Raw genomic sequence first — 15,411 nt, 5'->3', positions numbered from 1 at the left:
GTTTTTGTTTCATCCCTAGACGGTGCTACCGACCATCCGGGACCGCCCGGGTCAAGCGCTTTTCGCGCATGCCCAGCGGGCGATGAACTCAGGCGGCGTCGAGCCGGGAGGATTCGGTCGCATCCAGTTCGATCTCGTCGACCGGCTGCGGACGCCCGAACAGATAGCCTTGGGCGAAATTGACGCCGAGCGCCCTCAGCCGCTCGAACTCCTCGGCCGTCTCGACGCCCTCGGCGGTGACCGACATGTCGAGCCCTCGCGCCAGCGTCACGATCGAGGAGATGATGGCGGATGAGCGCGGCTGGTGCGTGAGGTTGCGGATGAACGACTTGTCGATCTTGATCTTGTCGAACGGGAACGCGACGAGATAGCTGAGCGAGGAATAGCCGGTGCCGAAATCGTCGAGCGCGAGCTCGATGCCGATGCTCTTCAGCCGCTCCATGAAGGCGAGGTTCTCGACGCCGCGCTCCAGCAGCACCGATTCCGTGATCTCGATCTCGAGCCGCGGCGGCGGCAGGCCGGAATCGGCGAGCGCCGCGCAGATCATCTCGAACAGCTCGGCTTCCTTGAACTGGATCGGCGAGAGATTCACGGCGACCATCAGGTCGGAGGACCAGCCGGCCGCATCCGCGCAGGCGCGCCGCAGCACGAATTCGCCGAGCGGAACGATCAGCCCGGTCTCCTCGGCCAGCGGAATGAACTGGTCCGGCGGGATCAATCCGCGGCTCGGATGCCGCCAGCGCACCAGCGCCTCGAAGCCGCGCCGCACGCCGCCCGTGGCATCGACGAACGGCTGGTAGTGCACCTCGAGCTGGCAGCGCGCGATGGCGTCGCGCAAATCCCCTTCCAGCGTGTTGCGCGCCTCGAGCTCGGCCGACATCGCCTCGTCGTAAACGGTGAAGCAGTTGCGGCCCGCCGATTTCGAGCGGTAGAGCGCAAGGTCGGCCTTCTTCAGCAGCTGCTCGTGATCGCTGCCGTGATCCGGCGCGATGGCGATGCCGATGCTGGTGCCGATCTCGACGCGATGGCCGGGCAGCAGGAACGGCTGTGCCACGAGCTTGGCGACCCGCCCCGCGAGCTCCGTGGCGCAGGCGCGCTGATCCTCGCAAGCCCCCTGGATGACGGCGAACTCGTCGCCGCCGAGCCGCGCCAGCACGTCGGTGGCGCGCAGCGCAGATTTCAGCCGCTGCGCGACCTGGCGCAGCAGCACGTCGCCGGCGCCGTGACCGAGGGAGTCGTTGACGTTCTTGAAGCGGTCGAGGTCGAGCATCAGGATCGAGAAGGCCGCGCCGTTATCGTCGAGCTGTCGGTTGAGCTCGTCGAGCCGGGCGAGGAAGAAGGCGCGGTTCGGCAGGCCGGTCAGGATGTCGGTCTGGGCGAGCTCGAGCACCCGCCGGTTCGCCAGCGACAGCCGCCGCGAATTGCGGCTGGCGAGCATGAGATAGGTCGACAGCGACAGCGTCAGCAGCATGCCGACGATGAGGACCGCGACCGCGCGATCATAGGCCGTCTCCAGCGCGCCGCCGGCGGTCGGCATGGCGCGCACCTGCCAGTCGGTATCGCCGATCTTGAGACCGCCCGACCAATGCAGGGTCCGCGCGACGTCGCGCATCGACTGCGGCGCGGTGGCGGCGGACGAATAGTCCGGCAGCATGTCCTCGAGGCTGACGATCTGGCCGGTGAAGGGCGGATAGACGTTCACGCTGACCGCGGGGCTTGCTCCGGTGGTCACGCGAATGGACTGGATCAGCAGCGGCAGATCGAAGACGCCGACCACGAAGCCGGCCAGATTGCGGCGCCGGTCCGCGACCGTGTCGCGCGACGTTCCCTTGGCGTAGACGGGAATGGCGACGAGGACGTCGGGCAGCCGGCCGCTTTCCCTGGGCTCGTAGAGACGGGTGCGGACGGCCGCAACCCCATCGTTGTCGCGGGCACGCTCCAGCACCGCAAGGCGTTCCGGGATGCTCGTGTAATCCATGCCGTAGACCTGCGACGTCTTCGGCTGCGTCGAGTAGAACACCGGGAAATATTCGTCGCTCTGCGGCGCGGCCGCGAAGGCATCGCCCTGGAGCGACTTGATGCGATAGCCCGACACGCCGTCCGCGACCGCGGCGGCCTCGTAGTCGGCGCGCTCCTTGCGATTGACGCGCGGCAGCCAGGCGATGCGCAACATGCCGGGATGGCGCTCGAACAGGCGCGCGCTGAAGGTCTCGAATTCGCTGCGGGTGATTTGCTCGTTGGTGGATTCGAACAGCGTGCGCAGCGCGACGAGCCGGGAGATGTACTCGCCCATGCCGTGCTGCATGACGATCGCTTCGGTCTCGGCCGCGTTCTCGAACTCGATCCTGTTGACGCGGTTTTCCCAGCGCGCAACGGCGGCCGCGCCCACGATCGAGAACAGAAGCCCGACGGCGACCGCGACCAGCGCAGGGCGATACAGCCCGAGCAGCGGCGCGGCACGCCACCATCCGGTCTTCCGCTTCCGATCCTGATCGTTCTGATCGCGGCCGCCCATCTTGATCCGCACGTCCCCCTTCGGCGCGGCGGCACGAACTTGTGGTTGAGCCGCCGGAACTTCTATCGGACAAGGATCGGGGTTAAGAACTGCACAATTTCGGAACCCGGGCGTGCCGCATTGCGCGCCTTAGTTAACGACTGCCCTGCAAACCGCTGCAGACTGGAAATAACTTGCCGGTTTTGCCCGACGTCGCGGACGAGGACGAGGTTCAAGTCAGGCCGCGTTCTCAGGAGCGCCGCGTCCAGCGCTCGGCGTTGACGGCGCCTTGCGGCACCTCGCCCCGCACAATCGCTTGCACCTGCCGCACGGTCTCCAGCGACTGGTACTCGATCGCCTGCGGCGTCAAACCGCCGACATGCGGGGTCGCGATGACGTTCGGCAGCTTCGCAAGCTCGGGCGTCGGCATCTGATCGGGCGCGCGGCCGACATCCATCGCCGCGCCGGCGATGCGGTTCTCGCGCAACGCGCGTGCGAGCGCGGCCTCGTCGACGAGATTGCCGCGCGAGAGATTGATGAAAACGGCATGCTTCTGCATGCGCGCCAGCGCGGCCTCCCCGATCAGATTCTCGGTCTGCTCGTTGGCGATGGCGAGGCAGACGACGTAGTCCGATGCGGCGAGCAGCTCGTCGAGACTGGCCTGCCTGATCGCGGCATCGCTGACGGTCGCGAAGGGATCGGAGACCAGCACCTCCATGCGCAGCACCTTCGCGATCTCGGCGAGGTAGCGCCCGATGCTGCCATAGCCGATGATGCCGACCTTGCTGCCGGCGAGCTGGCGGCCCATCCGCGCTTCCGGCTTGCGGCCGGCCTGGTAGTCCGCCGTCGTCCGCGACACGCCGCGGGAGAGATCGACCATGAAGCCGAGCGCGAGCTCGGCAACCGCCTGCACGAAGCCCGGGCCGGCGCGGGTCACGAGCACGCCGGCCTGCGAAGCCGCATCCACATTGACGTTGCGGATGTCGACGGCGCAGCGGACGAAGGCCCGCAAGCGCGGCAGTTGCGCAAAGATCTCGCCGCGCCCCTCCGTCATGCGGTCGGCGACGATGATGTCGGCGTCCTTGGCGGCGCGCACGAGGCCGGCTGCATCCAAAGTCTCATCGCTTTCGTGCAGGATCACCTCGGCGGCCGCGCGCAGGCCGTTCAGGCTGCGATCGCCGTAGTAATTGCGCCGCATCTCCGGCGTGTGCGCGAGCAGGACCTTCACGACAAGACTCCTTCAGTAGCCGAATGCCCGCGGCAGCGCGGTCGAGAGCCATGGCACGAAGGCGATGACGAGCAGGCAGAGGAACAAGAGGCCAAGATAGCCCATGATCGGCTTCACCGTCTGCTCGATCGGCACGTTGCCGATCAGGCAGGCACCGTAGAGCCCGAGCCCGAGCGGCGGCGCGAACAGGCCGATCCCCATCGCGATGACCAGTACGACGCCGAAATGCAGGGGATCGACGCCGAGCTGAACCGCGACCGGCAGCAGCAACGGCCCGAAGATGATCAGCGCAGCCGCGCCCTCCAGCACCGAGCCCATCACGATCAGCACGACGATCGCGAGCAGGATGAACAGCCAGACGCCCGAGGTCTTCGACAGTCCCAGCATGAAATCGCCGACCGCATGCGGCACCTGCTGCAGGGTCAGCGTGAAGGCCAGCGACTGCGCAGCGGCGACGATGAAGAGCACGAGCCCTGCCCTGGTCGCGGCCTGGACAAAACTGTGCGCGGCCGTCTTGAAGTTGAGCTCGCGGAACACGACGCTGCCGACGACCAGCGCATAGGCGACGGCAAAGGCGGAGATTTCGGTCGCCGTGGCAAAGCCGCTCTTGAAGCCGAAGAAAATCATGAAGATCAGGCCGAACGCCGCGATCGCGCCGCTCCAGAGCCCGGACACCGGCGCCTGCGGCGCGACGTCCTCGGCCTCCGCCGGCGGCTTGCCGAAGATGATGGAGACCGCGATCAGCACCAGCGCCATCAGCGCCGCCGGCAGCAGCCCGGCCATGAACAGGCCGCCGATCGACAGGTTGGCGACGAAGCCGAGGATGATCAGGTTGATGCAGGGCGGAATGGTTTCCGCCATCACCGCGGAGGCCGCCAGCAGCGCCACCGCGCCGCCGGGATTCTGCTTGGAGCGGCGCGCGGCTGGGATCAGCACCGAGCCGACTGCGGCGACGTCGGCCATCTTCGAGCCTGATATCCCCGAGAACAGCACCATCGAAGCGACCATCACGACGTTGAGGCCACCGCGCATCCGCCCCACGGCGCGCTGCAACAGCTCGATCAGGCGCACCGACATGCCGTTGGCTTCCATGAGGTAGCCGACGAGGATGAAGAACGGGATCGCGAGCAGCACGAAATTGTCGATGCCGCGCGCCATCTGCTGCGCGAAGATGACGCCGGGCAGCGCGCCCTCGACCCAGATGAAGATCAGCGCGGCAAGCGCCAGCGCAAAGCCGATCGGCAAGCCGCCGAACAGGGTCGCGAAGAAGCCGATCAGCATCAAGGTGCCCGCCGACGGCACCGAGGACGGCGACAGATAATCCCAGGCCAAATAGAGGCCGCTCACCACGATGATCGCAATGAGGCCCCTGACGATATCAGGCAGCGGCCGCGCGCAGAGATGGTCGATCGCGAACACCGTCATGAACAGCGCGCCGATGCCCATCGGGTAGAAGGTCAATTCCAGCGGCAGGCCGGAGCCGGTGGTCTGGCCGGCGGTGAGCGAGCCCAGCTTGATGGCGTGATAGGCGACGTAACCGGAGATCAGCACGATCAGCAGTGCGCTGGCGGCATCGACCAGCGAGCGCAGCCGCACCGGCAGGAGATCGCAGAAGAAGGAGACGCCGACATTCTCGCCGCGCGCGAGCGCGCTCGCCGCGCCGAAGAAGGCCGAGCCGACCATCAATCCGCGCGCGACGTCGTCGGACCATTCGACCGGCGCATTGAAAAAGAAGCGCAGCAGCACGGAGGCGCAGACGACCACGAGATCGGCGGCCAGCAGAATGGCCGCGATCGCGTCGCTGACGCGAAGCAGAAGCGTCATGCTGCCGTGGCGGCCGCCCGAGAGCGGCACGGCGGCTGTCATCGCCATTTCGGACTTGGCCATTGGGATTTGGCCATCAGGCTTGCGTCGCGCGGATCATGTCGATGACCGGCTTGGATTCCGGCCGTGCCTTGATGAAGTTCTCGTATTGCGGCGCGACGCGCTTCTTGAAGGCTTCGCGGTCGCATTCGGCCACCGTCACGCCCTTCTCACCGAGCGTCGCCAGCGCCTCCTTCTCGACCGCAAGACCATGGGCGCGGGTGTCGACCGCAGCCTTCTTCGCGGCATCGAGGAAACCCTCGCGCAGCTTCGGATCCATGCGGTTGTAGGTCATGTCGCTGAAATAGATCGCCAGCGGCGAGAAATTGTGCTGTGTCAGCGCGTAGAATTTTGCCGTCTCGAAGAACTTGCTGGCCAGGATCGTCGGCGGATCGTGCTCGAGGCCGTCGAGCACGCCGGCCTGCAACGCCGTGTAGATCTCGCCGAAGGCCAGCGGCGTTGCGGCCGCGCCCATCAGGCGCAGGCATTCGGTGATGACGGGATTGGGCAGGGTGCGGATCTTGAGGCCGGCGAGATCCTCCGGCGTCTTCACCGGCTTCTTCGCCAGCACGCTGCGCGAGCCGAAATTATAGGCCCAGGCGATGATGCGGATGTTGCCGCCCTTGAGCAGCGCGTCCTCGATCGGCTTGGCGGCGCCGGAATCGAACGCCTTGGTCTGCTGCGGAAAGCTCGAGAACAGGAAGCCGAGATCGAAGGTGCCGACCAGCGGCACCAGATTGGCCGAGATCGACGAGCCCGACACCATGAGGTCGATGACGCCGAGCTTCACCGAATTGATGACGTCGATCTCCTGCCCGAGCTGGTTGTCCGGGAAGAAGGCGACCTCGACCTGCTCGCCGAGGCCGTTGCCCTTCAGGTTCTTGACCAGGTTGTCGTAGTAGACGCGGCCATTGGCGAATTTGGGATCATTCGGCAGCGAGGAGGAGCATTTCAGCTTCAGCGTCGCAGCTTCGGCGCGGCCGATGATGGCGGGAGAAAGCACGAGGCCGGCGGTGACCGCCGCCGATGACTTGATGAACGCGCGGCGGTTCACGGGCACGATGGTCATGGTGCGGTCTCTCCCCAATTATTCTTTTTGCAGCCGCGATCATTGTCGCGGCGTGTTGGCTCGACTGTATGGCCAAAGCGACGGCACAGGCAAGGGATGCGGCCGGCGGCGGCGCGATGGCGCGAGCGACAGGCGCCCTGCGGAAACCGCGACGGAACGCCTTTATTTGTCGGTGTTTTCGCGCATGCCGCACGGCAGCGACGAGGCCGGCCATGCAGGATTGAGAGGGATCGATCCAATTCAGGTATGGATCAATGCCGAACGCATATCGATTGGATCAGTACGAAGCAGACGAGCGAAAGCCGCGGGATCGTGATCCCGCGGCTCGCAAGGTCTAAGCGAATGCCGTGACGTCAGCGCGAATGCGCGCCGCTGAGCTGGCCGCCCGCAGCCTGGACATCACGCGAGGGACGCAGCGCGTAGGCGCCGTCGCCGAGCAGGGCCTGCGCCGCGAGCGCGATCGCCCAGAAGGCAGGGAATTCCCAGCCACCCTTCGGATTGGAGAAGAAGAAGCCGGCCGCGCCGTGCACCGAGAAGATCGCGCCGAGCAGGATCGGAATGCCCGCGAGCGCCGCGTAGCGGGTCCAGACGCCGAGGATCAGCGCGACGCCGCTCAGCACTTCCACGGTCATGATGAGATAGGCGAGCTCGGGCGGGAAGCCGAGGCTGCCGAAGAACTTTGCGGTGCCAGCCGGGGTGAACACGAACAGCTTCAGGCTGGCATGGGCGAGGAACAGCGCGCCCAGGGTCACGCGCAGCACGAGCGCGGCGTAAGGGGCGGTACGGGAATCGATCATGGCGGTCTCCTTTGCGGCGCACCATGATCTATTCTCAAATCGATGATAATCTGCTATTTTCGAAATATACCTCACACCGGCAGAGTGAAATAGTTTGCTCGACCGCCTGACCAGCCTGGAAGTCTTCGCGAGGGTGGCCGCAGCCGGCAGCCTCTCCGGCGCGGCCCGGGCGATGGGCCTGTCGCAGACCATGGTGACCAAGCATGTCGCCTCGCTGGAGGCGAGGCTCGGCACAAAACTGTTCCACCGCACCACCCGGCGGCTCTCCATCACCGAGGCCGGACGGAGCTATCTGGAATCGGCCGAGCGCATCCTCGCCGACATGGAGGCCGCCGACGCGGCGATCGCGCGCGAACGTGTCGAGCCGCGCGGTCTGCTGCGCGTCAACGTCCCCGTCGTGTTCGGTACAAGGCAGATCGCGCCTGCGATCGCGGAGTTTTCGGCCGCCCATCCCGAGGTCACCGTCGAGCTCGGTCTCAACGATCGCCTCGTCGACCTCGCCGAGGAAGGCTGGGACCTCGCGATCCGCATCGGCAGCTTGCGCGACTCCAGCATGGTCGCGCGAAAGCTCGCGCCGAACCGCCTCGTGGTCTGTGCGGCACCTTCCTATCTTGCCAGGCACGGCACGCCGCGCACCGTCGCCGACCTCACCGGACACAATTGCCTCGGCTACACGCTCTCGCAGCAGGCGAGCGCGGCGGAATGGCTGTTCGGCGCGGAGGGCGAGATCCGCGTCCAGGTCAACGGCACCTTGCGTGCCAACAACGGCGATGCGCTGCGCGCGGCGACGCTGGCCGGCCTTGGCCTTGCGCGCCAACCCACCTTCATCATCGCCGACGATCTGCGCTCAGGCGCGCTCGTCGCGCTGCCGCTCGATCAGCCGGAGATCCAGACGTCGGCGGTGCATGCGGTCTACCTGCCCGACCGCCGGCCGCCGGCCAAGGTGCGCGCCTTCATCGACTTTCTCGCCGCGCGCTTTGCGCCCGTGACGCCCTGGGACCGCGGACTGCCGTGACGCGCTACGGCCGGACGCGCCAGCCGGGCAGACATCCTGCCGATTTGTCGCACGCCAAGCGTGAGCCAGCGCACAGACGGCGTCATGGCCCAGACGTAGAAAAGGTGACATCATCGCGCGCATTGCCGATGGAGGTGACACCATGCGCCGTCCAGTCCTTTCCAATTTGCTGCTTGCGTCCGGCCTTCTTGCTCTCACACAACTGACGATGCCGACCGATGCCGCGGCCGAAGCGCGGCTTGCGCTGGTGATCGGCCAGTCCGCCTATCGCACCGTGCCGGAACTGCCCAACGCCGCCAACGACGCCAAGGGCATGACCGAACTGCTCGGCAACGCCGGCTTCACCGTCACGTCGGCAGCCAATCTCGGCCAGAACGAGATGCGCGCGGCGATCTCGGACTTCGCCGGCAAGGTCAGCGCCAGCGGCGCCGACACCGTCGCGCTGGTGTTCTATGCCGGCCACGGCCTGCAGATCGACGGCGAGAACTATCTGGTGCCCGTCGACCTCGATCCCAAGCGCGAGGCCGACATTCCGCTCCAGGGCGTGCGGCTGAACGACATGCTCAACACGCTCGGCGCGCTGCCGACGCGGGCGCGCATCTTCATGCTCGATGCCTGCCGCAACAACCCGTTCCCCGCGCTCAGCGGCGCCGGCCACGGGCTTGCGATCGTCGACACCAAGGCCGGCGCGCCCGGCTCCTTCATTTCCTACTCGACCTCGCCCGGCGCCGAAGCCGAGGACGGCAACGGCATCGACAGCCCCTACACCATGGCAGCGCTGACCATCGCCAAGCAGCCCAATCTGCCGATCGAGGAAGTGTTCAAGCGCATCCGCGTCGCGGTGGCGCAATCGACCGACGGACGACAGATCCCCTGGGAAAGCTCGTCGCTGACGACCGACTTCAAGTTCTTCGGCGGCGACAGCAGCCAGCAGGCGGCTCTCCCGGGCGCATCCGCCATGGCGCTCGCCAGCGGCACGCGCAGCGTCGCGGACTGGCGCCGGGATTTGCAGGGCAAGGAGCCGAAGGCCGCCTATGAGCTCGTGATCACTGATGACACCGTGGAGGCGTATCAGGCCTATATCGAGCTGTACGCGCAAGACGCCCGCACGCCGCGGCTGCGCACGGTGGTGGAGCGCCGGCGCCAGATGCTGGCCTGGGAGCGCGCGGTCGCGATCAACACCCGCGCCTCGTTCGAGGCTTACCTCGCGAACTGGGACAACAGCGACCTCGCGGCAACCGCGCGCAGGCTGCTGCTCCGCGTGCAGAACCGCAACTATGCCTTGCCGGTTGCCGCCGCGGCCACGCCCGCTCCGATCGCCGTCGCGATGGCGCCGACCTGCCCGTGCTCGACGCCCACGCCTCCCGCCTCTCCGGTCAACCCGGCGGTGGCGCCTGTCATCAAGAAGCGCGTCGACGAGACGCCGCCGAAGCGCAAGGTGGTCGAGACGCCGCCGAAGCCGCGCCGCCCGCCGCCCGAAGACGTGGTGTACGAGCGCGCCCCGCCGCCGGATCGCGGCCCGCCGCCTGCCGCCGTGATGCAAGGCATCGGCATCGGGATTGGCCTCGGCATGGGCCTGGGCGGTGGCGGCCGCGGCGGCGATTATCACAACGACCGCGGCCGGTACTGAGGGGGAGATACGGAGGACAGTATGTCCTCCGTCATTGCGAGCGCAGCGAAGCAATCCAGACTGCCGCCGCGGTGGGAATCTGGATTGCTTCGCTGCGCTCGCAATGACGACGGATGTCGAGAGATTGCGTCCTCCGCCTTCCAATCCGGAAATGCTGTAGTCTAATCGATGGACACAGGCTTTCCGGGGACCTCGATGCCGCACGACACCGACGCCAAGAGCTCAAAAGAGCACGCCTGGCCGCTGTTCCGCTCGCTCGCCTCCTATTCGCTGCCGGGCGACCTGATGGCGGGGCTGACGCTGGCGGCGATTGCGATCCCGGAGCAGATGGCCACCGCGCGGCTTGGCGGCTTTGAGCCGCAGATCGGCTTCTTCGCGTTCATGGCCGGCTCGCTCGGCTTTGCGCTGCTGGGCGGCAACCGCTTCCTGTCCTGCGGCGCCGACTCCACGATCACGCCGATCTTCGCCGGCGGACTTGCGGCGCTCGCCGCAGCCGGCTCGCCGGAATATCAGGGGTTTGCGGTCGCGCTGGCGCTGATGGTCGGCGCGATGATGCTCGCCGGCGGCGCCTTCCGCCTTGGCGGCATCGCCAACCTCCTGTCGGTGCCGGTCATGGTCGGCTTCCTCGCCGGCATTTCCGTCCACATCATCGTGTCGCAATTGCCCGGCGTGCTGGGACTGAAGTCGCCGAGCGGGCCGACGCTCGATCGCATCGGTGTGCTCGCCGGCGAGCTCAACCGCAGCAATCCCTTCACGCTGTGCATCGGCCTCGGTGTGCTCGCCATGGTCTTCATCTCCGAGAAGATCAGCGCAAAAATTCCGGGCGCGCTGATCGGGCTCGTCGCCGCGACGCTGGCCACGATCGCGCTCGGCCTCGAAAGCAAGGGCGTCAGCGTCGTCGGCAGCGTGCCGGGGACGCTGCCACGACTCACCCTGCCCGAGCTTGCGCCGGAGCATTGGGTGCATCTGGTGTCGCTCGCCTTCGTGATTACGGTCGTGGTGATGGTGCAGACCGCCGCGACCACGCGCTCGTTCCCGTCCGATCCCGACAAGCCCGCCGACGTCGATCGCGACTTCCTCGGCGCAGGCGCCGGCAGCGTGCTGTCCGGCCTGTTCGGCGCGTTTCCGGTCAATGCCAGCCCTCCGCGCACGGGGATCGTCGCCGAGACCGGCGGACAATCGCAGCTCGCGGGACTTGCGGCCGCGGCGATCGTGCTGGCGCTGCTCGCATTCGGCACCGGGCTGTTGCGGCACGTTCCGGACGCGGCGCTCGGCGGTATCCTGCTGTTCGTCGCGCTGCGCATTGTCCGCACGAAGCAGATCGTCACGATCTACCGGCAATCCCGAAGCGAATTCCTGCTGATCATCGCGACCGCGGCGCTGATCATCGTGCTCCCGATCCAGCAGGGCGCGTTCCTCGGCATCGTGCTGTCGCTGCTGCACGGCATCTGGAGCACGACGCGGGCGCGTCTGGTCGAGTTCGAGCGCGTGCCGGGCACCACGATCTGGTGGCCGGCCCATCCCCACATCAGCGGCGAGCACATCGACGGCGTTGCCGTGATCGGGCTGCAGGCGCCGCTCTCCTTCCTCAACGCACCGGGCTTCCGCAGCGACGTGGCGAAGGTGCTCGGCACGGCGACGCCGCAACTCCTGGTGCTGGAAGCGAGCGGCATGGTCGAGATCGACTTCACCGCCGCGCAGATCCTGCTCGAGATCTTCAAGGCGTGCAACGAACAGGGCGTCACCGTCGCGCTGGCACGGCTGGAATCGGTGCGCGCACAGGACGCATTCGAGCGCTTCAGATTGTACGACGCCCTGCCCCGCGAGCGCGTCTTCCACAGCGTGGACGAGGCCGTGCGCAAGCTGGGGAAATAACCGCCCTTACTGCGCCAGTGTCGGATGGTCCCGCTGCACCGTCTCGCGGATCCAGCTGGCATGGATCGCGCGAAACAGGATCTGCGCGGTCTTGAGGTCGCCCGCCTCCATGCAGAGATCGACGATGCGATGGACCGCATCATCGCGCATCAGTCCATCCGAGATCTTCATCGCGATCTCCATCGCGACCTTGGCCGCGCGCTCGTAGCGCGCGCTTTCGCGCCTGTCGTTGCGCGCCGACCCCGCCGCGCTCGCGGCCGCCGCCTCGCAGATCGCACGAATGCGTGCGGCGGCCTCGATGTCGCCGAGCGGTCCCTCGATGGCTTCGTCCCAGATGTCCTGGCGCATCTTGCGCGCGAACCAACTCATCGCCTCACCATCCGCGGTCTTCGCGCCGTCATATTGCCGCGCTTCAGCCTCTCCCCAGCATAGAGAGGCCTGTCGAGATCGGCGAGGCGGATTTTTCCGTCACACTCTCTACGCATTCAGGACGTCCGGCGTGGTCCGATGGCCTCGAACTGCGCCTTCTGTTCGTCATTCAGCGTGGCGTAGAAATCCTCCAGCGCCGCGCGCACCGATTTGACGCCGTCGAGCATCACATCGAGCCGCTTGCGGACCGCGGCCATTCGCGCCGGCGGCGTCATCACCTCGCTGGGCTGGCAGGCCGCCTTGAGCGATGCGCTGACCTTGGCACTGGTGTCCTGGAGCACCTGTAGCGCCGCGCGCTGCGTATCGTTGGGGTGAAGCCTCGCCTCGATGTCGGTGCCGGGCCAATCGAGCGCGGCAGACGCACCGCAAGTCTGGACCAACGATCCCCCGCTGCCGTTGGACGCCGTCGCACGGCGCTGATCTTCGGCCAGCGCATTGAACCGCGCCTTCTGCTCGTCGGTGAGCGAACCATAGAACCTATCGAGGGTGGGCTGAACGAGATCGACGGCCTTCACCATCGCCTCGACACGCTGCTGCATCGCCGCCAGCCGGCCGGGTGCCGTCGCCGCGACCTGAGTCGGACAGGATGTGCGGATCAGCGCGGCAGCGTCGATCGAGGCACTGCCGAGTGCATCGAGACTGGCGCCTTGCGCCTCGGTGGGCTGCACCGCGGCGGCGATCTGGTCGATCGGCAGACCGACGATCTCGCGGCGGTCGCTGCCACACAGCTGATCCAGCGCAACGCCGCGCGCTTGCCGCCGTCCCTGCGGGCGCTGCGGCAGATAGGCCGACAGCCCGTCATAGCCATAGGGGCCGAAGAGGCCGGCATAGATGTCCGGATAGCCGTAGCCCCAGAAGCCGAGACCGTCGCCCCAGATCGTGTAGTCGTAGAGATCGTTATAGGCGAACGGCCAGAACAGCGGTCCGACCCAGCCGTAGCCGCCGCCTGGATGCTGCCACCATCCGCTGCTGGCACCGTGCCAGCCCGCGAGCGCGGCCGCCGCCGTGATCTGGGCGCGCGCCGCCGGGTTGCTGATCAGACGACCGTTGCGGAAAGCGCTGGAATGCAAATTGAGAGCGTTGCGGAAGTTCGCAGGGCGCACGGACGCATTGCGGATCTGACCGAAATTCGAGCCGTGTCGGGCGCCGGTTGCAAACCGCATCGCGCGATGATGACCGCCACCATGCGCATGCCCGAAGCCGTGGCCACGGAAATGGCCGCCGCCATGATGGCCATGTCCGCCGCCGTGATGGCCACCGCCATGACCACCGCCGTGATGCCCGCCGCCGTGACCACCGCCGTGACCACCGCCATGTCCGCCGCCGTGACCGCCGCCGCCCTTGCCCAGAGCCGTCCCCGCCAGCAGGCAGGCAAGCGCCATCACAGCAATTCCAATGACCGGTCGCAACATCGCATCCTCCCGCAAAGCCGCGCCATTGAGGCATCGGAAATTGTCGGGAATTGGAACCGCCCCGGCTGCCGAAAGTTCCCGGACTGCGTTACGCCTCCGGCACGATCTTGCCGGGGTTGAAGATGTTGAGCGGATCGAGCGCCTTCTTCAGTGCCCGCATCGCGTCGAGCGCCTCGGGGCCAAGCTCGGCCCTGAGGTATTTCTGCTTGCCTTGGCCGATGCCGTGCTCGCCGGTGCAGGTGCCGTCCATCGACTGGGCGCGCTCGACCAGGCGATGCATGAACTCCTCGCCGCGCGCCATCTCGGCGGCATCGTTGGTGTCGCAGACCAGCGAGCAGTGGAAATTGCCGTCACCGACATGGCCGACGATCGGCGACAACAAATTGAGGCGCTTGAGATCTTCCTCGGTCTCGCTGACGCAGTCGGCAAGCCGCGAGATCGGCACGCAGACGTCGGTCGCGACCACTCCGATGCTGTCACCGGGGCGCAGCGCCTTCACCGACCAATAGGCGTCGTGCCGCGCCTGCCACAGCTTGGTGCGATCCTCCGGCTTGGTGGTCCAGGAGAAATCGCCGCCGCCGCAGTCCTTCGCGATCTCGCCGAACGCCTTGGACTGCTCGGCAACCTCGATCTCGCTGCCGTGGAATTCCATGAGCAGCAGCGGCGTCTCCGGCAGCGTCAGCTTCGAGTACGCATTGCAGGCCTTCACCTGCGCGGCATTGAGCAGCTCGATGCGCGCCACGGGAATGCCGGTCTGGATCGCCAGGATCACGGCCTGACACGCGCCATGCACGGTCTCGAACGACACCGCGCCGGCCGCGATCGTATCAGGAATGCCGCGCAGGCGGATCGTCAGCTCCGAGATGATGCCGAGCGTGCCTTCGGCGCCGACGAACAGATGCGTCAGGTCGTAGCCCGCGGACGATTTCTTCGCGCGCGTGCCTGTGGTGATGATCTCGCCGTCGCCGCGCACCACCTTCAGCGCCAGCACGCTGTCGCGCATGGTGCCGTAGCGCACCGCATTGGTGCCGGAGGCGCGGGTCGAGGCCATGCCGCCGAGGGAAGCGTCCGCGCCGGGATCGATCGGGAAGAACAGGCCCTGGTCGCGCAGATGCTCGTTCAGCGCCTTGCGGGTGACGCCGGGCTGGATCACGCAGTCGAGGTCCTCGGCATGCACCGCGAGCACCTTGTTCATGTCGCGCAAATCGATCGAGATGCCGCCGGCGGGCGCGTTGACCTGGCCCTCCAGCGAGGTGCCGGTGCCGAAGGCGATCACGGGCACGCGGTTCTTCGCGCAGATCCGCACCACGTCCTGGATGTCGGCGGTCTCCTGCGCCATCACCACGCCGTCAGGCGGCTGGTTGACGATCCACGTGGTGGTATGGCCGTGCTGCTCGCGGACGGCCTGCGAGGTGACGAGGCGGTTGCCGAAGCGTGCGGCAAGCTGTTCCAGCGCGCTCGCGAGGGCTTTCGGCTCCGGCCGCGGCGGATTATTGGTGATGGTCGTACCCACGGAAATTCCTCCCGACAGAACAACCGTGGCAAAGGACATATAACCGGTCAAGTCAAGGGACCGGACGCATAGCTTGGGAAGGACAC

General features: G+C 66.9%; 11 protein-coding genes. 3 read left to right on the top strand and 8 right to left on the bottom strand.

Going from position 1 to position 15,411, the window contains the following annotated elements; all coding sequences use genetic code 11:
- Nucleotides 1-88 precede the first annotated feature (88 nt).
- The 5 genes from QA649_RS14410 to QA649_RS14390 all read right to left on the bottom strand — a co-directional run bounded on the left by QA649_RS14410 (nt 89) and on the right by QA649_RS14390 (nt 7,451).
- Complete coding sequence (locus QA649_RS14410; protein ID WP_283026027.1) at nt 89-2,515, bottom strand: EAL domain-containing protein; 2,427 nt, start codon at nt 2,513-2,515, stop codon at nt 89-91.
- Nucleotides 2,516-2,744: 229 nt separating this feature from the next.
- Entirely contained in the window at nt 2,745-3,722 is a 978-nt protein-coding gene (locus tag QA649_RS14405; RefSeq protein WP_283024768.1) for a hydroxyacid dehydrogenase, read from the bottom strand.
- A gap of 12 nt (nt 3,723-3,734) precedes the next feature.
- Nucleotides 3,735-5,588, bottom strand: coding sequence for a TRAP transporter large permease subunit (locus tag QA649_RS14400; RefSeq protein WP_283026026.1), 1,854 nt, complete (start codon nt 5,586-5,588; stop codon nt 3,735-3,737).
- Nucleotides 5,589-5,622: 34 nt separating this feature from the next.
- Nucleotides 5,623-6,654 carry a TRAP transporter substrate-binding protein gene (locus QA649_RS14395; RefSeq protein WP_283024767.1) on the bottom strand — a complete coding sequence of 344 codons (1,032 nt, stop codon included), beginning with the start codon at nt 6,652-6,654 and terminating at the stop codon, nt 5,623-5,625.
- Between the two features lie 353 nt (nt 6,655-7,007).
- Complete coding sequence (locus tag QA649_RS14390) at nt 7,008-7,451, bottom strand: DoxX family protein (RefSeq protein WP_018640888.1); 444 nt, start codon at nt 7,449-7,451, stop codon at nt 7,008-7,010.
- 94 nt (nt 7,452-7,545) lie between these two features.
- On the opposite strand from QA649_RS14390, the gene QA649_RS14385 reads away from it, so the two are divergent.
- The 3 genes from QA649_RS14385 (at nt 7,546) to QA649_RS14375 (ending at nt 11,971) form a co-directional block, all read left to right on the top strand.
- The gene (locus QA649_RS14385; RefSeq protein WP_283024766.1) at nt 7,546-8,466 is read left to right on the top strand and encodes a LysR family transcriptional regulator; all 921 of its coding nucleotides are present in this window, start codon (nt 7,546-7,548) and stop codon (nt 8,464-8,466) included.
- 142 nt (nt 8,467-8,608) lie between these two features.
- Complete coding sequence (locus QA649_RS14380; protein ID WP_283024765.1) at nt 8,609-10,096, top strand: caspase family protein; 1,488 nt, start codon at nt 8,609-8,611, stop codon at nt 10,094-10,096.
- A gap of 195 nt (nt 10,097-10,291) precedes the next feature.
- Nucleotides 10,292-11,971, top strand: a complete 1,680-nt coding sequence (locus tag QA649_RS14375; RefSeq protein ID WP_283024764.1) for a SulP family inorganic anion transporter — start codon at nt 10,292-10,294, stop codon at nt 11,969-11,971.
- Nucleotides 11,972-11,977: 6 nt separating this feature from the next.
- Here QA649_RS14375 and QA649_RS14370 read toward each other — a convergent pair whose 3' ends face one another.
- The 3 genes from QA649_RS14370 to QA649_RS14360 all read right to left on the bottom strand — a co-directional run bounded on the left by QA649_RS14370 (nt 11,978) and on the right by QA649_RS14360 (nt 15,325).
- A complete protein-coding gene (locus QA649_RS14370) occupies nt 11,978-12,340 on the bottom strand; it encodes a hypothetical protein (protein WP_026311683.1) in 363 nt (120 codons plus the stop codon).
- Between the two features lie 116 nt (nt 12,341-12,456).
- Nucleotides 12,457-13,812 (bottom strand): Spy/CpxP family protein refolding chaperone, encoded by a 1,356-nt coding sequence (locus tag QA649_RS14365; RefSeq protein ID WP_283024763.1) that lies wholly within the window; start codon nt 13,810-13,812, stop codon nt 12,457-12,459.
- A gap of 88 nt (nt 13,813-13,900) precedes the next feature.
- Nucleotides 13,901-15,325, bottom strand: coding sequence for an FAD-linked oxidase C-terminal domain-containing protein (locus tag QA649_RS14360; protein ID WP_283024762.1), 1,425 nt, complete (start codon nt 15,323-15,325; stop codon nt 13,901-13,903).
- Nucleotides 15,326-15,411 lie beyond the last annotated feature (86 nt).

It is taken from the genome of Bradyrhizobium sp. CB1717 (genome assembly GCF_029714325.1).
In the GTDB taxonomy this organism is placed as follows: domain Bacteria; phylum Pseudomonadota; class Alphaproteobacteria; order Rhizobiales; family Xanthobacteraceae; genus Bradyrhizobium.
This window is presented reverse-complemented; position numbering and strand designations above follow the sequence as displayed.